Source organism: Actinocorallia sp. API 0066 (assembly GCF_020991275.1).
Classification (GTDB): Bacteria; Actinomycetota; Actinomycetes; order Streptosporangiales; family Streptosporangiaceae; genus Actinocorallia.
On the sequence record NZ_JAJLQY010000001.1, the window covers coordinates 134,951 to 155,739 of the forward strand.

A 20,789-nucleotide genomic window follows, 5' to 3' on the forward strand; every position below is an offset into this window, starting at 1 on the left:
GGCTCAGCGTGGGGCCCTGGGAAGCCTGACGACGAGCCGGGCACCGGACGCGGAGTCCGCGACCGCCACGGAGCCGTTGTGGGCGTGCGCGATCTGGCGGCAGATGGCCAGGCCGAGCCCGCTGCCCCCGGTGTCCTTGCTGCGTGAGGCGTCGAGCCGGGTGAACCTGTCGAAGATGGCCTCGCGCATCTCCACCGGGATCGAGTCGCCGTCGTTGACGACCTCCAGCACGGCCATCGGCCCGTCGGGGTGCACCCTGACGATGATGGAGTCCTTGGCGTGCCGGGCGGCGTTGTCCAGCAGGTTGGTGAACAGCCGGGCCAGGTGGACGCGCACGCCCAGCACCCGCGTCGGCTGGACCACCACCTTGATCCTGGCGTCCTCCGGCCGCCGCGCGATCTCCTCGCGGACGAGCGCCGCGAGGTCCACCACCTCCCGTTCGACCGACGCGCCCGCGTCCAGCCGACTCAGCGCCAACAGGTCCTCCACCAGCTCGGACAGCCGGTCGAGGCTGCCCGTCAGCTTCTCGGCCGTCTCCGGCCAGTCCGCCTCTTCGGGGTAGAGCATCGCCTCGTCCAGCTCGGTGCGCATCGCGGTGATGGGGGAGCGCAGGTCGTGCGAGGCGTTGGAGGTGAACTCGCGCTCCCGCGCGATCGTGGCCTCCAGCCGGGCCAGGACCAGGTTCGCCGCCTTGGCCAGCGCGCGCAGCTCGTCGTCGTGCTCGGGCAGGGCGATCCGCTGCCCCTTGATCCGGCCCTCGCCGATGTCGAACCCGATCTTGAGGGCCTGCTCCCGGATCCGGGCGACCGGCTCCAGCGCCCCCTTGACGGTGTGCGCGGTGCCCAGCGCCGTCAGCCCGACGAGGATCAGCGAGACGAGCCCGAGCTGGACGATGTAGGCGATGCTGATGTACCAGGGGACCTGCTCGTCGATGATGTAGAGGAACCAGTCGCCCTGCGTGTCGTAGATCCGCACGGCGATGACCGTCTGGCAGCCCTCGAACTCGGGCAGGTCGCACCTGACCTCGTACCCGCGCGGCTGCTCTCGCGCCGGCGTCAGCATCGACACCCGGGGCGCGTACCCCAGCTCGCCCGTCCCCCCGGCGACCTGGCCGACCGGGTCGACGATCTGGATGCCGCCGACCTCGGAGATCCGGCCGGTGCTCGGGAGCACCCGCGGTACCTGGTCGTCCTGGATGAGGCCGATGACGGTGACGGCGGAGCGCATGACCGTCTCGTTGTGCAGGTCCGCGACCCTGCCGCGCAGCACGACGGTCAGCAGGATGCTCATGCCCAGGCAGAGCAGGGCGGTGACGCCAGCCGCGAGCACGGTCAGCCGGGTCCGGATGGACCAGCGGTTCACCACGCACCCCCCGAGGTCGGCTGGGCAACACCATGTCCGGGGGATCTACCGTCAAGTAAAACACGAGGGGGCCTCCGGGCGGGCGCCAGGGTGCCCCCTCGCGATCTTCACATCCGTTCGGGCACCGTGATGCCGAGCAGGCCGAGGCCGGTGACGAGCGTGTTCAGCGCCAGCGCGCAGATCGCCAGCCGGGGCGTCCGCACCTCCTCGGGCACCGGGCCGTCCGGGCCCTTCACGACCGGGCAGTTCTCGTAGAAGCCGGTGAGCGCGTCGGCCACGCCGTACAGGTAGGAGGCGAGCTTGTGCGGGGCGACGTCCTCGACCATCGCGTCGATCGCCGCGCCGAACCCCAGCAGGTGCAGGACGAGGGCGCGTTCGGCCGGGTGGGTGATCGTGATCGGGGTGCTCACGACGGCCTCCGGGCTGCTGCCCGCGAGCCGGAAGATCGACCTGATCCTGGCGGACGCGTACTGCAGGTAGGGGCCGGTGTTGCCGGTGAGCGCGATCATCCGGTCGAAGTCGAAGACGTACTCGCTGTCGCGGGCCACCGACAGGTCGGCGTACTTGACCGCGCCGATCCCGACGGCCTGGGCGATCTCCGCCCGCGTCTCGGCGTCGTAGCCGCGGTCCTCGATGACCTTGGCGGCCCGCTCGACCGCCTCCGCCAGCAGTTGGGCGAGCCGGATCGGGGCGCCGGAGCGGGTCCGCAGGATCTTGCCGTCGGTGCCCAGCACGTTGCCGATCGCCGCGTGGAACGGCTCGGTGCGGCCCAGCCAGCCCGCCTTGCGCACCGTCTCGAACACCATCCGCAGGTGCAGGCCCTGGGGCGCGCCGATGACGTAGACGACGCGGTCGGCGTGCAGGTCCTGCGCCCGGTGGCGGAGCGCGGCGAGGTCGGTGGTGGCGTAGCCGTAGCCGCCGTCGCTCTTACGGATGATGAGAGGCACCGGCTTGCCCTCGCGGCCGGTGAACCCGTCGAGGAAGACGCACAGGGCGCCGTCGTCGACGACGGCGATGCCCTGCTCGTACAGGTCGTCGCAGACGGCGCCGAGCATGTTGTTGTACCGGCTCTCGCCCGCGAGGTCGGCGTCGGACAGGGTGACGTCCAACTCGGCGTAGATCCTGTTGAAGTACACCTTGGACATGTCGACCATGCGCCGCCAGATCGTCAGCGTGGCCTCGTCGCCGGACTGGAGCAGCACCACCCGCTTGCGGGCGCGCTTGGCGAAGTCGCTGTCGTTCTCGCCCTTGTCGCTCGCGTCGAACTTGGCGCGGGCCGCCTGGTAGAACCGGTTCGGGTCGCTCTGCAGCTCGGCGGCGGCCTCCTCCTCGCCGATGTCGAGGAGGTGCTCGATGAGCATGCCGAAGGGCGTGCCCCAGTCTCCGATGTGGTTCTGCCGGATCACCTTGTGGCCGCGGAACTCCGCCGCCCGGCAGAACGCGTCGCCCACGACCGTGGTGCGCAGGTGCCCGACGTGCATCTCCTTGGCCACGTTGGGCGCGGAGTAGTCCACCGGGATGATCTCGGGCCGGTCGGTCAGCGGCACGCCCGCCCGCGCGCCGTCGGCGAGCAGCGGCGTGGCCTGCCGCGCGATCCACTCGTCGGCGAGGGTGAGGTTGATGAAGCCGGGCCCGGAGACCTCGACGGACGAGCAGACGCCCTCCACGTCAAGCCGCTTGACGATCTCGTCGGCGACGTCCCTGGGTCGCTCGCGCAGCCGCTTGGCCAGGGGCAGCGCCGCGTTGGCCTGGAGGTCGGCGAACTGGGACGGCCGGATCACCGGGTCGGTGTGCGCGAACTCGACGCCGAACGCGTCGACGATCGCTGCCTGCACCCGGGCGGCGAGGACGAGTTGTGGATCGGACATGTACCAAGGTTAGCGACCCCCGGGCCGGGCCTCGACGAGATATCCACAGGCTCCCGGCGATCTGGCCGGAGATTACCGGCGCACCACCCGGCGCAGGGGTTCCAGCGCCTTGTCATACCAATTCCGGCGCAGCGCATGGGACAGGAGGAACCCGGCGGCGACCGCGATGAGCAGCGCCACCGCGTCGTTGCGCGCGTCCTGGTGCTGGAGCGCGAAGAACTCGCGCGTCGCGGGCACCGCCAGCACGAGGAGGAACAGGAGGCCCATCGCCACGACGAGGGAGACCCGCCACCACGTGTAGGGGCGCGCGATGAGCGCGAGCACCCACAGCGACAGCAGGAACAGCGCGAGTGTGGCCGTCGTGCTGTCCTGGAGGAACTCGGTGTGCGGGTCGTCCGCCGCGAACACGTACCCGGCGAACGTCGCCGCGCCGCACGCCAGCCCGGCCGGGACGGCGAACCGCAGGACGCGCGGCACGAACCCCGGCCGCGACCGCTCCAGGTTGGGCGCGAGCGCCAGCACGAACGCGGGGATGCCGATGGTCAGCGCGCTGATGAGCGTCAGGTGCCGGGGCAGGAACGGGAACCGCACCCCGACCACGCCCACGAGGATCGACAGCAGGATCGAGTAGACGGTCTTGGTCAGGAAGAGGTTCGCGACCCGCTCGATGTTGCCGAGGACCCGGCGGCCTTCGGCAACGACGTAGGGGAGTGTGGCGAAGCTGTCGTCCAGGAGCACCACCTTGGCGACCGCGCGGGTCGCCCCGCTGCCCGAGCCCATCGCGACGCCCAGGTCGGCGTCCTTCAGGGCGAGCACGTCGTTGACGCCGTCGCCCGTCATCGCCACGGTGTGGCCGCGCGCCTGGAGCGCCCGGACCATCGCCCGCTTCTGCTGCGGGGAGACCCGCCCGAACACCGTGTGCGTCTCCAGGACGTCGCCGATGTCGGCGTCGGTCAGCTTCCGCGCGTCGTAAGGACGGTCGGCGCCCTCGACGCCGAGAGCGGCCGCGATCGCTCCGACGCTCTCGGGGTTGTCGCCCGAGAGCACCTTCACCGCGACGCCCTGCTCGGCGAAGTACGCGAGCGTCGCCTTCGCCTCGGGCCTGAGCCGCTGGCTGAGGACAACGAGGGCAGCCCCCTCCAGCGGCACCCGCCCGCCCCGCGCGAGGTCCTCCAGGCCGTCCTCGCGGGCCCTGGCGAGGGCCAGCACCCGGCGTCCCGTCGCGCCCCGCCGCGCCGCCTCCTTCAGCTCGGCGGAACCGCCCTCCAGCAGCACCTCGGGCGCGCCCAGCACCCAGTCGCCGTGCCCGCCGAACGACGCGCCGCTCCACTTGCGGGCGCTGGAGAACGGCACGACCGCCCCGGACGGCCACCGCGTGCCCGTCCCGTCCAGCGCCGCCGCGACGGCGCGCATCGTCGGGTTGGGCGACGGGTCGGCCGCGACCAGCGAGCACAGCGCGTCGTCCACGGGCAGGCCGGGACGCAGCCTGACGATCTCCTCCAGGTCCATGCCGGGCTCGGTGAGCGTTCCCGTCTTGTCCAGGCACAGCACGTCCACCCGGGCCAGCCCCTCGATCGCCGGGAGCTCCTGGACGAGGCAGCGGCGCCGTCCCAGCCGCACCACCCCGACGGCGAAAGCGATGCTCGTCAGCAGGACGAGCCCCTCCGGCACCATCGTGACGACGCCCGCGACGGCGCCCACGACCGCGTCGGAGAAGCTCCGGGTGGACAGGAACTGACTGATCGTCAACAGGATGCCCACGGGCACCAGAAGCCAGGTCACGTACTTGAGGAACGTGTTGATGCCCGTCATGAGCTCGGACGTCGCCAGCTTGAACCGGCTCGCCTCCGCGACCAGCCGCGCCGCGTAGGCGTCCGCGCCGACCTTCGCTGCGACAAACCCGCCGCTCCCGGCCACCACAAAGCTGCCCGACCTGACCTCGTCGCCCTCCCGCTTGGCCACCGGCTCGGCCTCCCCGGTCAGGAGGGACTCGTCCACCTCCAGCGACCGGGAGACGACGACGGGCCCGTCCACGACTATCCGGTCGCCCGTGGCCACCAGGATGAGGTCGTCCTGGACCACCTCGTCTTGGGCGATCTCCTCTTCCCGCCCGTCCCTCGTCACCCGGACGCGCTGCTCGCCCACCACGGCCAGCCTGTCGAGGGTCCGTTTCGCCCGCAGCTCCTGGATGATCCCGATCAGGGTGTTCGCGAGGATGATCCCGCCGAACAGGCCGTCCCGCCAGTCGCCGAACACGAGCACCAGCACGAACAGCGCGCCGATCAGCGCGTTGAACCGGGTGAACACGTTCGCCCTGACGATCTCGCCGACGCTGCGGCTCGTGTGCCGCCGCACCCGGTTCGTCCGTCCGGCCGCGACCCGGTCGGCCACCTCCGTGCCGCTCAGCCCCGCGGGGGCCCGCTCGGCGAGGCCGGTCACGCGCCGTCGCCGGGCTGCTCGCGCGGGTCCCTGGGCTCCTTCGGCTCCCGCTCGCCGAGCGGCACGAACCTGAACCGCGACGGCCGCGCCGCGCTCCCGAGCTGCTCCCGCACCCGGTCGATCAGTTTGCCCTCGGACAGGTCGAAGGCGAGCTTGCACGCCGCGGCGATCGCGCGCGCGCGGGACGCCCCGTGCGCGATCACCACCGCGCCGTTCAGGCCGAGCAGCACGCCGCCGCCGTAGGTGTCGCTGTCGAAACGGTCCGTCAGCGTGGTCAGCTCACGCCGCTGCAGGGCGGCGCCCAGCTTGGCCCGCCGACTCGACGTCAGCGCGTGCTTCAGCTCGTCCACCGCCACCCGCAAGGTGCCCTCCATCGTCTTCAGCGCGATGTTCCCGGTGAACCCGTCGGCGACGATCACGTCGACCGTGTTGCGGAGCAGATCGTGGCCCTCGATGTTGCCCGCGAACTCCAGGGGAGAGGCCGCAAGCAACTCGTGCGCCTTCTTCGTCAGCTTGTTGCCCTTGCCCGGCTCCGCCCCGATCGTCAGCAGCCCGACCCGCGGCCTGGCCACCCCCAGCCGGATCTGCGCGAACGCCGTCCCCAGCAGCGCGAACTGGACGAGCATCTCCGGCTTGGCGTCGGCCGTCGCGCCCGCGTCCAGCAGCACCGTCGGCCGCGGCCTGGTCGGCAGCGTCACCGCGATCGCCGGACGCAGGATGCCGTGCTGCGTCTTCAGCCGCACCGCCGAGGTGGCCACCACGCCCGCCGTGGAGCCCGCCGACACCAGCGCCCCCGCCTTCCCGTGCTTCATCAGCTCGCAGGCGATCGCGATCGTCGAGCGCGGCTTGCGCCAGGACGCCAGCGCCCCCTCGCCCATCTCCAGCGACTCGTCCGTGTGCACGATCGACAGGTTCCCGACGGCGTCGTACTCGGCGAGCAGCGCGCGGATCCGCCGCGACGGGCCGACGAGGATCAGCGGCACTTCGTGGTCGCGCGCCGCCATGACGGCGCCCGCCACCACCTCCCGGGGCGCGTGGTCTCCTCCCATGCAGTCCAGCACCACCGGCAGCAACGGGCCTCTCCTTCACGTGACGGCTAGTCGTCCTCGCAGTCTGCCCCCAGACAGGGGGCGTTCTTCACCAGGGGCCGTCCGTCCACGAGGATCGTGTAGTACTCACGCCGTGCCGACGGCATCGCCGCACCGAACACATGGACGGGTTTCTTGGCCGCCGTCTGCCCCGTGCACCTGACCAGCAGCCTGTCCGCCGAAGCGCCTTCCATGCTTTCGCAGGCCAGCGCGCCCTCCAGCGGCTGCCCCCGGCCGCCGAGTTCCGCTTTCGCCGCCGCGGGCACCGCCCTGAGCATCGCCGCCTGGTCGGCGTGGCGGGTGCCCTCCCCGCGCAGCGCCAGCGGGATCGCCACGGCGAGCCCCAGCACGAGGGCGGCGGAGAGCGCGCCGATGAGGATCTTCTTGTTCACGCTCGATGATGTCGCCTGGTGGGCCGTCCGCCACACGCCGGGCGCGCCATCTTTTCCCGGCCCTTGCCCGGCCGATAGCCGATCGATAGCGGCCCGGTGCATCGTGGGATCACCTGTTTCGTCACCTTGCAGCCGGGTCGGAGTAGGGACGCACACGGGCGGTCGTCTCGGGGCGATGAATTCGACCGCACCGGGCCGGGCCGACCGCCTGTGTGCGTTGGCCCTCAGACGCCGTAGGTGGCGACGATGTAGCCACGGGCCAGGGTGTGGGCGGTGATGTTGAAGCCCACCTGGGCGGCCGGGGCGTCCGCCGGGACGCCGAGGGACGGCACGTCGAGCGCGTGCACGGCGAAGACGTACCGGTGCGCCGGGCCGGGGGGCGGCCCTGCCCCGCCGAAGGCGTTGTCGCCGTAGTCGTTGCGGCCCTGGATCCCGACCGGGTCGTCGGCCCTGACGCCGGAGGGCAGCTCCGTCACGTGCGCCGGGACGTCCCACAGCAGCCAGTGCCAGAAGCCGGACCCGGTCGGCGCGTCCGGATCGTAGACGGTGACCGCGAAGCTCAGCGTGCCCTCGGGGGCGCCGGACCAGGCGAGCCGTGGGGAGACGTTGCCCCCGGAGTGGCCCCATCCGTCGAACACGTGGGCGCTGGCGAGGGTGCCGCCGTCGGTGACGTCCGTGCTCGTCACCGTGAGGGGCGGTACCTCCGGGAGGAAGTCGAACGGGAGTGGTGCGGGCATGGGAATGGCCTCCATCAACCGGTGATGGAGGCCACTCTAGTGAGCTACTTGTTGATCGCCTCGGTGTACGCGGCGATCACCTCTTCGGGGCTGCCGTCCATGACGATCTGCCCCTCGTCGAGCCACAGCACCCGGTTGCAGGTCTCGGCCACCACGTCCAGCTGGTGGGCGACGAGGAACACCGCGCCCGCGTTCTTGCGCATCTGCTCGATCTTGCGCTTGCTGCGCCGCCGGAACTTGGCGTCGCCGGTGGCCAGCGCCTCGTCGATCAGCAGCACGTCGTGGGTGCGGGCCGAGGCGATCGCGAACCGCAGCCGCGCGCCCATGCCCGAGGAGTAGGTGCTCATCGGGTACTTGATGAACCCCTTGCGCAGCCCCGCGAACTGCACGATCTCCGGGTACTTCTCCTTGGTCTCCTCCGGCGTCAGCCCCATCGCCAGACAGCCCAGGATGATGTTGCGCTCGCCCGTCAGGTCCCGCATGAGGGCGGCCCCGACGCCCAGCAGGGACGGCTGCCCGTCGGTGTACACGCCGCCCGCCGCCGGGGGCAGCAGGCCCGCGACCGCCTTCAGCAGCGTCGACTTGCCCGAGCCGTTCGTGCCGATGACCCCGATCGCGTCGCCCTTGTACGCGACGAAGGACACGCCGCGCACCGCGTGGATCTCGGTCATCTGGGGGCGGCTGCGCCCGCGCAGGATCCGGCCGAGGGCGCTGGCCCCGGTGCCCTTCTCCCGGACCGTTCCGTACACCTTGTACTTGATGTGCAGGTCGTCTACGACAACGATCGGCTGCCGGGTGGTGTCGATGACCACCGGCGGCGGAACGTGGCGCGCCTGCTCTTTCTCTGCCACCTCAAGAGCTCTACCCACGTCCGTACCTCTCCTCGGCCCGGTAGAACCAGTAGAAGCCGCCGACCAGCACGACGACGGCCCAGACGACCGCGTAGGCCCAGAGCGTCCCCGGGTTGGTCGCCGCGACCTGCGGGTCGGTCTGCGCGACGTAGGGGGGGAGCAGGGCCTGACGGGCCAGCTCGATGTAGACGTAGCCCGGGTTGATCTCCAGGACGTCGCTGATCCAGGGGTTCTCCTTGATGAAGTCCGAGCGGTCGTGCAGGCTCGCGACGGAGAAGATCACGCCTGAGGCGTACAGCCAGGTCCGGGTGATGAACGGGATGAGCTGGGAGATGTCCCGCGTGAACGCGCCGAGCCTGGCGACGATCAGGCCGATCCCCATGTTGAACAGGAGTTGCAGCGCCACGATCGGGATGATCAGCAGCCACGTCAGCGCGGGCATGACGCCGAACGCCATGACGATGGCGAAGAGCACCGCGAGCGCGACCATCGCCTGCTGGAACTCCACCACCGTGTAGGCGAGCGGGAGGGTGGCGCGCGGGAAGTGCAGCGCCCGGATGAGCGAGAGGTTCGTCCCGACGGACTTGGCCCCGGAGGTGACCGACCGCTGGGTGAACGAGAACAGGAAGACGCCCGTGACGAGCCACGGCACGTAGTCCGGGATGCCCTCTTTCGCGCCGAGGAGCAGCCCGAAGATGAGGAAGTAGACGCCCGCGTTGAGGATGGGGGTCAGTACCTGCCAGAGCTGCCCGAGCCTCGACGAGGTGTACATCGCCTTGCTCTTGGACGAGGCGAACATCCAGATGAAATGCCGCCGTCCCCATAGTCTGGTCAGATAGAGACCGAGGGAGGGGCGGGCGGCGCTCTGGGTCAGGCCGTGGCGAGCGGCGAACGCGGTCAGTGACTCGCCGGACTTCCCTTGGGATGCGGGGGGTGCGGTGAGACTGCCGGTGGGGCCGCTTGCGGGCCGTTCCGGGTGACTCATGGCGCAGAGCCTATTGCAGCCGAAGCCGCGCATGGGACATTAGCCGCCATGTGATCCACCGCTGGTAGATCTTTCTCCCGTGGCCTGACCTGTCCGTTATCTCACGGCTGTGAACGCGGCATGAAGCAGTGTTCCACACCCGTCCGGTCGGGCGCCGCGACGGGCCGTCCGAGGGAGTTATCCACAGGCCACGTCCGGGGCCGTCGCGTCTTCGGTAGCCTTTGGCGCGTGAGTCGAGAAGGTGTAACTCCGCAGTCCGAAGATTTCTCCGCCTGGTACAACGACGTGGTCGTGCAGTCACTCCTCGTCGACCGGGGGCCGGTGCGCGGCACGATGGTGATCAGGCCGTACGGGTACCGGATCTGGGAGCTGATCCAGGCCGATCTCGACGCCAAGATCAAGGACGCCGGGCACGAGAACGCGTGCTTCCCCCTGTTCATTCCGGAGTCCTATCTCAAGCGCGAGGCCGAACACGTCGAGGGCTTCTCGCCGGAGCTCGCCGTCGTCACCGTCGCGGGCGGCAAGCAGTTGGAGGAGCCGCTCGTCGTCCGGCCGACGTCCGAGACGGTCATCGGCGAGTACATGGCCAAGTGGATCGACTCACACCGCGACCTTCCGCTGCTGCTGAACCAGTGGGCCAACGTCGTCCGCTGGGAGATGCGCCCCCGCATGTTCCTGCGCACCACCGAGTTCCTCTGGCAGGAGGGCCACACCGCCCACGCCGACGAGGAAGACGCCATGCGCGAGACCCTCTGGGCGCTGGACGCCTATGAGAAGGTCGCGCGCGACCTCGCCGCGATGCCCGTGGTGCCCGGCGAGAAGACGCCCGGCGAGCGCTTCGCGGGCGCGGTGCGCACCTACACCATCGAGGGCATGATGCGGGACGGCCGCGCCCTCCAGGCGGGCACCTCCCACTATCTGGGGACGAACTTCGCCAAGGCGTTCGAGATCGACTACCAGGACGAGAACGGCGACCTGACCCTCGCGCACACCACGTCCTGGGGCATGAGCACCCGCATGATCGGCGGCGTCATCATGACCCACGGCGACGACAAGGGCCTCGTCCTGCCGCCCCGGCTCGCGCCCTACCAGGTCGTCATCGTGCCGCTGGGCCGCAAGGAGCAGGCCGAGGTCACCGCGGCCAAGGCGCACGAGGTCGCGGCGGAGCTGAAGGCCGCAGGAGTCCGCGTGCACGTCGACGACAAGCGGCCGCACCTGTCGCCCGGCTTCAAGTTCAACGACTGGGAGATGCGCGGCGTCCCCGTCCGGCTGGAGCTCGGCCTGCGCGACATCGACGGCGGCGTCGTCACCCTCGCGCGGCGGCTGCCGACCGTCGAGGGGCAGGGCAAGGAGCAGATCCCGTTCGGCGAGATCGCCGCGCGCGTGCCGGAGATCCTGGAGGACTTCCACGCGTTCCTGCTGCGCCGCGCCGAGGAGTTCCGCGACGCGCACACCGCCGAGGTGGACACCTGGGAGGCGTTCACCGAGCAGGTCGCCGAAGGCTGGGCGCTCGCCCTGCACTGCGGCACCACCGCCTGCGAGGACGAGATCAAGGCCGAGACGGCAGCCACCCCGCGCTGTATCCCGACCGCGGGCGAGCCCGCCGAGGGCACCTGCGTGAAGTGCGACGCCCCGTCCGCCTACGGCAAGCGCGTCATCTTCAGCAAGTCGTACTGACGGCCCAAGACCAAACGGAGGGGCGGGCCCTATAGGGCCCGCCCCTCCTGGCTTCGCCTAACCGAGCTTGAGCGTCCCGGCCAGCTCCCGTGCCCGCAGCAGCGGGTTGTCCGGGACGCCCGCGAGCCGTCCGTTCGCGGGGGCGGGGATCGGCACGCCGGGGCACGTCCGGTCCTTCTTCGGGTAGACGCCGTCGATCAGGTAGGCGTCCACGACCTTGTCCACACAGGCGTTGCCCGAGGCGTACAGGGCGTGGTCGCCCTCGTTGTTCACCGTGACCAGCCTTGAGTTCTTGTACTTGCGGTGGGCGATGACCGCGCCTTCGTACGGCGTGGCCGCGTCCGTCCGCGACTGGATCATGAGCACGCGAGGCAGGCCCTTGCCTGTCGGCCGCTTCAGCTTGACGCCCTGGGGACGCTTCCAGTGCGCGCAGGGGTCGGACGTGAGCGAGTAGCCGACGAGCGGGTACTTGCGCCCGATCTCGGTGGACTTGGCGGCGTGCTGGGCCGGGGTGCCCTGGAACGGCGTGTCATTGCAGAGGATCTTGATAAACGTCGGGTTTTCGCCCGCGTAGGGGTCGGGCGCGCGCAGCCGGACGGGCAGCGCGCGGGCGGCGGCGTCCGCGATGACGGGGGAGAGGGCGCGCAGGTCGGCGGCGAGGCCGGGGAACTGGATCTTGGAGTACAGCGACATCGCCACCAGGTAGTCCAGATCGGCCGCGTAGAGGATGTCCGTGGTGCCGTCGACGTACTCCACCTCGACGCCGCTCAGGCCCGCGATGGCGGCTCTGACGGCCTCGTAGCGGGCGACGACGCCGGGCGCGGTCGTGCCCAGGCCGTACAGCCCGTCGTACCTTGCCGCCCACTGGGCGAAGTCGCGGGCGAAGCGGCGCTGGAAACCGAGCGGCTGGCGGTGGTTGTCCTGCTGCCAGGTGCCGGTGAACTGGGTGTTGGAGTCCAGCACGAACCGTCCCGCGCGCTTGGGGAAGGCCGCCGCGTAGTGGGCGCCCAGCCACGTCCCGGCCGAGTAGCCGAGCCAGTTGACCTTGGTGACGGCCTTGCCGTTCGACGTCTTCAGGTTGCGCCTGATCCACTCCAGGTCCCGCACGGTCTGCGCGGTGGTGACGTACCGGGAGGGCAGGCCGCCGCCCGTCTGGCAGGCACCGGCCGTCGAGGCGCCCTCCTCCAGTTGGCGCCTGATGCTCGGCGCGCTCCGGTCGCGCGGGTCGAGGCCCGGGTAGTAGTAGGCGTCCTTGCATCGGGTCTGGGTGCTGTAACCGGTGCCTCTGACGTCGATGCCTATGACGTCCTGGGTCTGGAGGAGGCGGGTGCGTCCGGCGTCCATGAGTATCAGCGGAAGGAACAGCCCCACCTGTCCTGGCCCGCCGGGGTTGGTGAACAGCACGCCCTTGGGCTTGCCGCTCTTGGCCTTGAGTCGGCTGATCGCCAGGGTGATCTTCGGGCCGTTCGGCTTGGCCCAGTCGCGCGGGGCCTTGAGGGTGGCGCACTGGAGCCGCGCGTACCGCGCGGGCACGCCGGGCTCCAGGCAGCGCTGCCACTTGAGCTTCTGGAGGGGGAGCCGGGAGACGGCCTCCGTCGCCGGATCGGAGGGTGGGGCGGCAAGGGCGGGGGCCGTAGGCAGGATGAGGGTGCTCGTCAGGCAGACAGCCGCCACGAGGGCACGACGGCGCATGGTCGGGGGGTCCTCCTCGGATGGCGCGCGACGCCGTTATGGGCGGTTCGCACGGAAGATCCAAGGAGCGTATTGCTGGAGAGGTTAAGAAATGTCCGTCTTGGTCGTCTCCGTTGCCTAACGGAAACGCCGGACACGTCAAACGGGGCCGCGGTTGGGCGGCCCTGTCGGTGGTCGGCGGCGTCAGGCGGCGCGTGCGCGGGGCACGTTCGGACTGTGCTCGGCGAGCGCCTCGCGGAGCTGCTTGCGGCCGCGGTGCAGGCGGGACATCACCGTGCCGATGGGGGTGCCCATCATCTCGGCGATCTCCTTGTAGGCGTAGCCTTCGACGTCCGCAAGGTAGACGGCGTTACGGAAGTCCGTAGGCAGGTCGCGCATGGCGGCGACGATGTCGGAGTCGGGGATACGGTCGAGCGCCTCGCGTTCGGCCGAGCGCAGCCCCGAGATGGACGACTCGGTCTGCGCGAGCTGCCATTCCTCCAGCTCGTCGGAGCCGGTCCGCTGCGGTTCGCGCTGCTTCTTCCGGTAGGAGTTGATGAAGTTGTTCGTCAGAATCCGGTGCAGCCAGGCTTTGAGGTTCGTCCCCTCCTGGAACTGGTGGAAGTTCACGTAGGCTTTGGCGAGGGTCTCCTGGACGAGGTCCTCGGCGTCGGCGCTGTTGCGCGTCATGCGCACCGCGCTGGCGTAAAGGGGATCGGCCAGAGGGAGCACGTCGCGTTCGTAGCGCTCGGTCTTCTTCTCGGCCGTGGTCGTTGTCGTCATCAACCCTCCTCTTCGCCACCGGGGCCGGTGCGGCGCGTACTTCATATCCAGTCCACCACCGGAGCCGCCCGCACCCCACAAAGAGTGGGTAAAACCCTCCAAACTATGATTCACCAGACAAAAGCCCTTGGAAGGTGCGACGCGCACCGTGCGGATAGAGCGTTCCGTGGACTCCGGGCGCGCGGCTTCGGTAAGCTTTCGGCCGTCCGTGCATATGCACGTGCAGGAGGCCGGGGCGACGCACCGGAACGGTGTCGGCGGGATGCCGCTGTGGTGGTGGAGGGCGGTCGGCGATGAGTTCCGGTTCGATGACCCGCCGGATCCAGCTCGGCGGGCAGCTCCGGCGGCTCCGCGAGGCGCGCGGCATCACCCGCGCCGACGCCGGGTACGCGATCCGCTCCTCCGAATCCAAGATCAGCCGGATGGAGCTCGGCCGGGTCGGTTTTAAGGAACGTGACGTCGCCGACCTCCTCACCCTCTACGGCGTTACCGAAGCCGACGAACGTCAGCCGATCCTCGACCTGGCGGCGGCGGCCAACCGGCCGGGCTGGTGGCAGGAGTACTCCGATGTCATCCCGGCGTGGATGACGACGTACCTGGGTCTGGAGGAGGCGGCGTCCCTCATCCGGACGTACGCGCCCCAGTTCGTCCCCGACCTGCTCCAGACCGAGGACTACGCCCGCGCTCTCCTGCGCACCGCCCACCCCAAGGCGCACCCGGACGAGCTGGAGACGCGCGTGACGATCGTCAAACGCCGCCAGCACGCTTTCTTCCGCCCCGACGGCCCCCGCCTCTGGGCCGTCCTGGACGAGGCCGTCCTCCGCCGCCCCGTAGGCGACGAGAAGATCCACCAAGCCCAACTCGCCCACCTCCTAAGCCTCAAAGGCGTAATCCTCCAGATCCTCCCCTTCAAGTCCGGCGCCCACCCCGCCACCGCCGGCCCTTTCACCCTCCTCCGCTTCCCCCAGCCCGACCTCCCCGACACCGTCTTCACCCACTCCCTCACCGGCTCCACCCACCACGACCACCCCACCGCCGTAGACACCCACCTCCGCACCATGGAACACCTCTGCGTCCTAGCCAACCCCCCCGCCACCACCCCCACCCACCTAACCCCCACCCCCTAACCCCCAACAACGCCCCCAAACCCGCCGCCGCACAACCCGCCCACAGAGCGAGCCAAACATGGCCCACCCGGCGCACCACCCCCCACCTCCCCAGCCCGCCAAGCACCGGCTCAGCCCCAAGCAGGTCGGCTGCCTCACCATCCTCGCCATCATGCTCGTCGCCGGAGGGATCGGAGCCCTCGCGGAGCGCGTCGGCCGGACGGGTTCCACGCGCTGTGGGCGCTGTTGCAGAGTTGGAGCGTCCGTGCGGACGCCTACGGTCAGCCTGGCTTCTGGGAGGCCAGGGAAGCAGCCCTCGACCCGACAGGGGCAGACCTACAGCCTTGAGGAGATCGGCGCTCTGAGGCGGTCCGCCAGCGCATGACCTGGCGTGTCGAGTTCGCCGCCGCCGGCGCGCACCAGACCATCGGACTCCCCGAATCCGCCTACCTGGCCCTCAACAAGACCCTCGCCCTGATCTCCCGCACCCCCTGGGAACTCAGCCTCCTCGACGACCCAGATGACCCCGCCTTCCGCTGGGCACCCTTCGACAACGGCCTAGGCGCCGTCTTCTTCCGCCTGGACGAACCCCGCCAACTCATTGATCGGGCTCAGGATTCAGGACTGCCTCCTACCTGATGAGGGATGGGGAGAACTCATCCTGGAGAAGGCGAACCCGTCGCCAGGTAAGAGCTGGACCGACAGCGGACGCGTCCATGAGGAGCGAGGACTGAAGCACCGGCCGCGCAAGGCGGTACGACCGGTACCGATCCCACCTGAACTTGTGGCCATGCTGCGCGCGCACATCGACCTGTTCGGCGTCGGTCCGGACGGTCGGATTTTCCGGAGTGTCCATGGGAATCCGATCAGCCCATCGACCTACGACCGGGTGTGGCATCGCGCCCGCGAACTGGGGTTGCCGCCGAACCTGCTGCCCTCGGTGCTGTTGGCGCGGCCGTACGACCTTCGGCATTCGGGGATCACGGTCCGGCTCTATGCCGGGGTTCCGGAGCGTCAGGTGGCGGAGTGGGCGGGGCAGAGCGTGGAAGTTCTGAACCGGATCTACTCGAAGATCCTCGCTGGGTTCGATCGGATCTGGCACTCACGGATCGACCAGGTCCTCGGCGGCCAAGCCCCTGGTTCTTGATCGCGTGCCCGTGCTGTGCCCGTAGCGCGCTGCTTCCAGCGGCTCACCGTGACAATCAGTAGCACAAGCCGAATCCCCGGCTGGCTAGCGTTCTGCCTGGTCAGGCGGGGGTTTTGGCTGGTCTGGGAAGCGGCCCCGAGAGGATTCGAACCTCCGACACACGGTTTAGGAAACCGTTGCTCTATCCCCTGAGCTACGGGGCCTTGGTGCGGGGCAAGCTTACAGGTTTTGGGGCTGGGGCGTGTCCTGGCTTTCATTGGTGGGGGACGAGGAGGGGCGGCGGGTGGTTGGGCGGGTGGGCGTTGGATGGTGGGGGGTGGCGGATTGGGGGGTGGCTGGGGTGGGGTTTGTGGGGGTGGTCGGGGAGGGGTGGGGGTGTAGTAGCGTTCGAGCGCTGGTTGTTGGAACTTGGTCGTGCGGAGGACCTGCGGTGCTGACCTCACGGTTTGCGAGGCTGGTCTGGGCGTTTGTGGTTGTGGGGTTGCTCCTTGTGGTGGAGGGGTCGCCGGGGGTGGCGGCGGTGAAGCCTTCGGTGGACCAGGTGGAGGAGTTGCGGCGGCAGGCGACGAAGGCTCGGAACGAGTTGCAGGGGCTGGACAAGGATCTGAAGGAGCTGCGTAAGACGGTCAAGCAGTCGAAGAAGCGGCTGCGGGACACGTTGGCGCAGTTGGCGGCGGCGGACGCGCAGTTCGAGGAGATCCGGGAACCGCTCGCGCAGCTCGCGAACTCCGCGTACCAGGCGCCCGCGGCGTCGGGACCACTGTCGATCTTCGGGCCCGGCGGGCCGATCGAGGCGCTGCGGGCCTCGGCGGACGTCAACTTCCTCGCCGGGAGTGACGAGGCGCTGATCAACACGGCGAAGGAGCTGCGGGAGCGGCGGGAGACGCTCGCCAACGACGCCCAGGACCTGCAGTCGCAGACGAACCTGGACCAGGCGAAGATCAAGAAGCAGCAGAAGGCGCTGTTCAAACGGATCGCCGAACTCAACGGCCAGTTGACCAAGATGCTCAAACGGCTCGATCTGGACCGGGACACCAAGCTCACCCTCCTGTGTGACACGAGCCTCGTCCAGGACTCGCTGAAGTTCCCGAACGGCCTGATCCCCAGCAAGTACCTGTGCCAGATCCCGCAGAAGGGGTTCCTGCTGCGGGCCGACGCGGCCCTGGCCTTCCTGAAGCTCAACGCCGCCTACAAGAAGCGGTTCGGCGTGGACATGTGCGTCAACGACGCCTACCGGGACCTCGCCGAGCAGCAGCGGCTCTACTACGCCAGGCCGGGCTTCGCGGCCATCCCGGGCCGCAGCAACCACGGCCTCGGCCAGGCGCTCGACCTGTGCGGCGGCGTCGAGAGATCCGGTTCGCTGCAGTTCACCTGGCTGGAGGCGAACGCGAAGAGCTACGGCTGGTTCCACCCGGCGTGGGCCTACAGCAGCCCGTTCGAGCCGTGGCACTGGGAGTACGGCACCGAGGACCGGTGAGCCCGGCGCGCCACGCGACGGGGTTTCCACGGGTGTGCTGACCGCGGGTCATTGATCCTCCCGAAATCGCCGGCCACGCCCGTCGCGGCCGTCCCCGGCACGTTAACCCGCCGCTGAGAATTCTGCTCAGACGCCTGTGGATAACCGCGGAAACGCCGTGCGCCAGGGGCTTTCGGGGGTTCGGGGAAACGCCGGAACGCGCCCGCCGACCGGCGTGCGCGTTCCGCTTGGATCTCCCGAACCGGGGCGAACCCGGCGTCAGGTCGAGGACGTGGAACCCGTGCTCGACGACGTCGAGGGCGACGAGGACGTCGAGGAAGACGACGACTCGGTCTTCGCGGGAGCCGAGTCGGACTTCGTCTCGGCCTTCTTCTCGGAGGTCGTCGTCACCGGGGTCGAGGACTTGCCGGAACCGCGACTGTCGTTGCGGTAGAAGCCGGATCCCTTGAACACGATGCCGACGGCGGAGAAGACCTTGCGAAGGTTGCCGCCGCAGTTCGGGCACTCGGTCAGGGCGTCGTCGGTGAACTTCTGGACGACTTCCAGCCCTTCGCCGCAATCAGCGCACGCGTACTGGTACGTGGGCACGGTCACTCCTTCGCAACGCTGTTGGCACTCGGCATCGCCGACTGCCAATAGTACGTCTAGTCTCCGTGCTCTCCGAACCAGCCCGCCAGCTTGCCCTGTCTACTGACCGCGCGCAGGCGTTTCTCGGCCTCGTCGCGGTCGGCCGCCGTGGTGACGACCAGCAGCGAGTCGCCGCCCTGGAGCACCGTGTGGTCACCGGGGACAAAGCTGTGTTTCTCCGGCATGCCCCCAGTTCCGACGATCTCGCGGAGCACCATGGTGATCTGCGCGCCCTTGGGCAGCCGCAGTTCGAAGATCTCGACCCCGGCGAGCCGCGACCCGTGCGGGATGCTGATCTGGAGCAGGTCGGCTTTCAACGCCTCCAGTGGCGCCGCTTCGACGCCGAGGTCCGCGGGCTGTCCCTCCTCGGTGATCCTGAGCCGTTTGGCGAGGAACGGAAGGGTGGGCCCCTGCACGAGCGTGAAGATCACCACGATGATGAAGACGGCGGAGAACATCGCGTCCGACCCGGGGATGTCGTGCGTCATGGGGACGGTCGCGAAGATGATCGGGACGGCGCCGCGTAGGCCGGCCCAGGACAGGAACGCCTTCTCCCGCCAGCTCACCTTGAAGCCGAAGGTGGCGATGAGGACGGACACGGGTCGGGCGACGAACGACAGGATGAGCCCGGCCACGACGCCGAAGACGAGCTGTCCGGGGAGTTCGGAAGGCGACGCGAGCAGGCCGAGCATGATGAACAGCCCGATCTGCGCCAGCCAGGCGACGCCCTCGGCGAATCCCAGGGTGGCGGGCCGGTGCGGGAGCCCGGAGTTGCCCAGGACGAGGGCCGCCAGGTAGCAGGCGAGGAAGCCTGACGCGTGCAGCATGGCCGCGCTGCCGTAGGCGCCGAACCCGAGCGACATGACAGCCAGCGGGTACAGGCCGGACGCCGGTAGCGCGACCTTCCGCAGTACCCAGGCTCCGCCCCATCCGATGAGCAGCCCGACGACCCCGCCCACGGCCAGCTCGTACCCGAGGACGGCCAGCAGCGACCCCACCCCGGACCCGCCGTGCGACGTGGTGCTCAGCATGACGACGAGGATGACGACGGGCGCGTCGTTGAACCCCGACTCGGCTTCGAGCATGCCCGCCAGCCGGGGCGGTAGCGGGAGCCTGCGGAGTACGGAGAAGACGGCGGCCGAGTCTGTCGGGGCCAGGACGGCGCCCAGGAGCAGCGCGATCCGCCAGTCGGCGCCGAGCAGGTAGTGGGCGGAGGCGGCGACGATGCCGATGCTGACCGTGGTGCCGACGACGGCGAGGGACATCGCGGCGGGCACGCCGCCGCGCATGTGCCGCCAGTCGGTGGTGAGGCCGCCTTCGATGAGGATGATGACGAGCGCGGTGAGCCCGAGCGTCTGCGCGAGCTGGGCGTCGTCGAAGTGGATCCCGACGGGTCCGGCCTCGCCGAGCAGGAGCCCGAGGCCGAGGTAGGCGAGCAGGCTCGGAAGCCCCAGCCGGTAAGAGAGCCGGACGGCCACGATCGCCACAAGCACCATCGCCGCGCCGAACGCGAGCCACTCGTCAAGCCCCACCGATCACCTCCGCCCGGCAATTATCCCGAACGGAACAGTCTGGTAGGGACCGTACGAATGTTACGAAACTGACGAACGGCGCTCGATGTGCGGGCCGAGACCGTTGACGACGTGCCGCACCGGCTCGCCGGAGACCAGCCGTGTGACGTTCGCGACGACCTCGCCGATGATGGCGAGCTGCGCCTGGCCGCTCGCGCCCGCCGCGTGCGGCGACAGCAGCGCGTTCTCGTGCGTGCGCAGCGGATGCCCGGCAGGGAGCGGCTCGGCCTCGAAGACGTCGAGGGCGGCGCCGCCGAGCGCGCCGGACTCCAGCGCGGCGAGCACCGCGGCGTCCGGCACGATGCCGCCGCGCGCGACGTTCACCAGCAGCGCCCCCGACGGCAGGAGGGCGAGCTCCCGCTCACCGATGAGCCCGTGCGTCTCCGGCGTCAGCGGTAGCGCGACGACGAGGACGCTGGCGGTGGACAGCAGCTCCTCCAGCGACAGATAGGCGGCGACGGCGTCGGGCTTCGGGGTACGGCTCCAGTAGGAGACCCGGCAGCCCAGCGCGGAGAACAGCCGGGCCGTCTCGGCGCCGATCGCGCCGTACCCGACGACGCCGACGTGCTGGGCGTGCAGCTCGCGGCCGCCGATCTCCAGCTGCGGCCAGCTGTCTTCGCGCACCCGCCTGTCCGCCCAGGCCAGCCGGCGGCAGAGCGCGAACGCCGCGCCGACCGCCCACTCGGCGACGGCCCTGGTGTTGGCGCCCGGCGTGTTGGCGACGGCGACGCCCGCCGCCGTCAGCGCGTCGAGGTCGCAGCTGTCGACGCCGACCTGGGGCATCTGCACGAACGTGAGTCGCGGCGCGGCCAGGACGGCGGCGGCGTCGAGCGCGAGCGCCCCGGTGAAGTCGCCCACGACGGCGTCGGCGTCAGCGAGGACGGCGTGCAGCCCCGCGGTGTCGCGGGTGGCCGGCACGGCGAACTCGGCACGGTCGCGCACGTCGGCGAAGAGGCCGTCGATGAGTTCCACGGGCAGCGGCGGCAGCGCCGCGATCTTCCACATGAC

At 70.1% G+C, this 20,789-nt stretch carries 18 protein-coding genes and 1 tRNA gene; 5 read left to right on the top strand and 14 right to left on the bottom strand.

Annotated elements, in window-relative coordinates:
- Positions 1-3: 3 nt before the first annotated feature.
- The 8 genes from LO762_RS00650 to LO762_RS00685 all read right to left on the bottom strand — a co-directional run bounded on the left by LO762_RS00650 (position 4) and on the right by LO762_RS00685 (position 9,536).
- Positions 4-1,362 (bottom strand): cell wall metabolism sensor histidine kinase WalK, encoded by a 1,359-nt coding sequence (locus LO762_RS00650; protein WP_230611358.1) that lies wholly within the window; start codon positions 1,360-1,362, stop codon positions 4-6.
- 107 nt (positions 1,363-1,469) lie between these two features.
- Complete coding sequence (gene argS, locus LO762_RS00655) at positions 1,470-3,230, bottom strand: arginine--tRNA ligase (protein ID WP_230611367.1); 1,761 nt, start codon at positions 3,228-3,230, stop codon at positions 1,470-1,472.
- A gap of 72 nt (positions 3,231-3,302) precedes the next feature.
- A complete protein-coding gene (locus LO762_RS00660) occupies positions 3,303-5,669 on the bottom strand; it encodes an HAD-IC family P-type ATPase (protein WP_230611370.1) in 2,367 nt (788 codons plus the stop codon).
- Positions 5,666-6,718, bottom strand: coding sequence for a phosphate acyltransferase PlsX (gene plsX, locus LO762_RS00665; protein ID WP_230612792.1), 1,053 nt, complete (start codon positions 6,716-6,718; stop codon positions 5,666-5,668). The genes LO762_RS00660 and plsX overlap by 4 nt, the downstream gene beginning before the upstream one ends.
- Positions 6,719-6,765: 47 nt before the next feature.
- On the bottom strand, positions 6,766-7,149 hold the full coding sequence (locus LO762_RS00670) for a hypothetical protein (protein ID WP_230611373.1): 384 nt from the start codon (positions 7,147-7,149) through the stop codon (positions 6,766-6,768).
- A 224-nt stretch (positions 7,150-7,373) separates the two neighbouring features.
- Positions 7,374-7,886 carry a YbhB/YbcL family Raf kinase inhibitor-like protein gene (locus LO762_RS00675; RefSeq protein WP_230611376.1) on the bottom strand — a complete coding sequence of 171 codons (513 nt, stop codon included), beginning with the start codon at positions 7,884-7,886 and terminating at the stop codon, positions 7,374-7,376.
- A gap of 44 nt (positions 7,887-7,930) precedes the next feature.
- Positions 7,931-8,737, bottom strand: coding sequence for an ABC transporter ATP-binding protein (locus LO762_RS00680; protein ID WP_230611379.1), 807 nt, complete (start codon positions 8,735-8,737; stop codon positions 7,931-7,933).
- A 10-nt stretch (positions 8,738-8,747) separates the two neighbouring features.
- Entirely contained in the window at positions 8,748-9,536 is a 789-nt protein-coding gene (locus tag LO762_RS00685; RefSeq protein WP_230611382.1) for an ABC transporter permease, read from the bottom strand.
- Positions 9,537-9,950: 414 nt separating this feature from the next.
- Between LO762_RS00685 and proS the strand changes: the two genes are divergently transcribed.
- Entirely contained in the window at positions 9,951-11,399 is a 1,449-nt protein-coding gene (gene proS / locus LO762_RS00690; RefSeq protein ID WP_230611393.1) for a proline--tRNA ligase, read from the top strand.
- Positions 11,400-11,456: 57 nt separating this feature from the next.
- On the opposite strand, the gene LO762_RS00695 is transcribed toward proS, so the two are convergent.
- Entirely contained in the window at positions 11,457-13,091 is a 1,635-nt protein-coding gene (locus tag LO762_RS00695; RefSeq protein ID WP_230611396.1) for an alpha/beta hydrolase, read from the bottom strand.
- A 183-nt stretch (positions 13,092-13,274) separates the two neighbouring features.
- A complete protein-coding gene (locus tag LO762_RS00700; RefSeq protein ID WP_230611399.1) occupies positions 13,275-13,853 on the bottom strand; it encodes a sigma-70 family RNA polymerase sigma factor in 579 nt (192 codons plus the stop codon).
- 293 nt (positions 13,854-14,146) lie between these two features.
- Here LO762_RS00700 and LO762_RS00705 point away from each other — a divergent pair, with 293 nt between their 5' ends.
- From LO762_RS00705 to LO762_RS00715, 3 genes are all read left to right on the top strand, one after another.
- Entirely contained in the window at positions 14,147-14,980 is an 834-nt protein-coding gene (locus LO762_RS00705) for a helix-turn-helix transcriptional regulator (RefSeq protein ID WP_230611401.1), read from the top strand.
- A gap of 360 nt (positions 14,981-15,340) precedes the next feature.
- Complete coding sequence (locus LO762_RS00710; RefSeq protein ID WP_230611404.1) at positions 15,341-15,598, top strand: hypothetical protein; 258 nt, start codon at positions 15,341-15,343, stop codon at positions 15,596-15,598.
- A gap of 151 nt (positions 15,599-15,749) precedes the next feature.
- Entirely contained in the window at positions 15,750-16,106 is a 357-nt protein-coding gene (locus LO762_RS00715; protein WP_230611407.1) for a hypothetical protein, read from the top strand.
- 130 nt (positions 16,107-16,236) lie between these two features.
- Here LO762_RS00715 and LO762_RS00720 read toward each other — a convergent pair.
- Positions 16,237-16,309 (bottom strand) — tRNA-Arg (locus tag LO762_RS00720).
- 227 nt (positions 16,310-16,536) lie between these two features.
- Between LO762_RS00720 and LO762_RS00725 the strand changes: the two genes are divergently transcribed.
- Positions 16,537-17,583, top strand: a complete 1,047-nt coding sequence (locus LO762_RS00725) for a M15 family metallopeptidase (RefSeq protein WP_230611410.1) — start codon at positions 16,537-16,539, stop codon at positions 17,581-17,583.
- A gap of 258 nt (positions 17,584-17,841) precedes the next feature.
- Here LO762_RS00725 and LO762_RS00730 read toward each other — a convergent pair whose 3' ends face one another.
- The 3 genes from LO762_RS00730 to LO762_RS00740 are packed head-to-tail and all read right to left on the bottom strand — an operon-like array spanning position 17,842 to position 20,786.
- A complete protein-coding gene (locus tag LO762_RS00730) occupies positions 17,842-18,171 on the bottom strand; it encodes an FmdB family zinc ribbon protein (protein WP_230611413.1) in 330 nt (109 codons plus the stop codon).
- Between the two features lie 56 nt (positions 18,172-18,227).
- Entirely contained in the window at positions 18,228-19,742 is a 1,515-nt protein-coding gene (locus tag LO762_RS00735; protein ID WP_230611416.1) for a potassium/proton antiporter, read from the bottom strand.
- Positions 19,743-19,802: 60 nt separating this feature from the next.
- The gene (locus LO762_RS00740; protein ID WP_230611419.1) at positions 19,803-20,786 is read right to left on the bottom strand and encodes a D-isomer specific 2-hydroxyacid dehydrogenase family protein; all 984 of its coding nucleotides are present in this window, start codon (positions 20,784-20,786) and stop codon (positions 19,803-19,805) included.
- Positions 20,787-20,789: the final 3 nt, after the last annotated feature.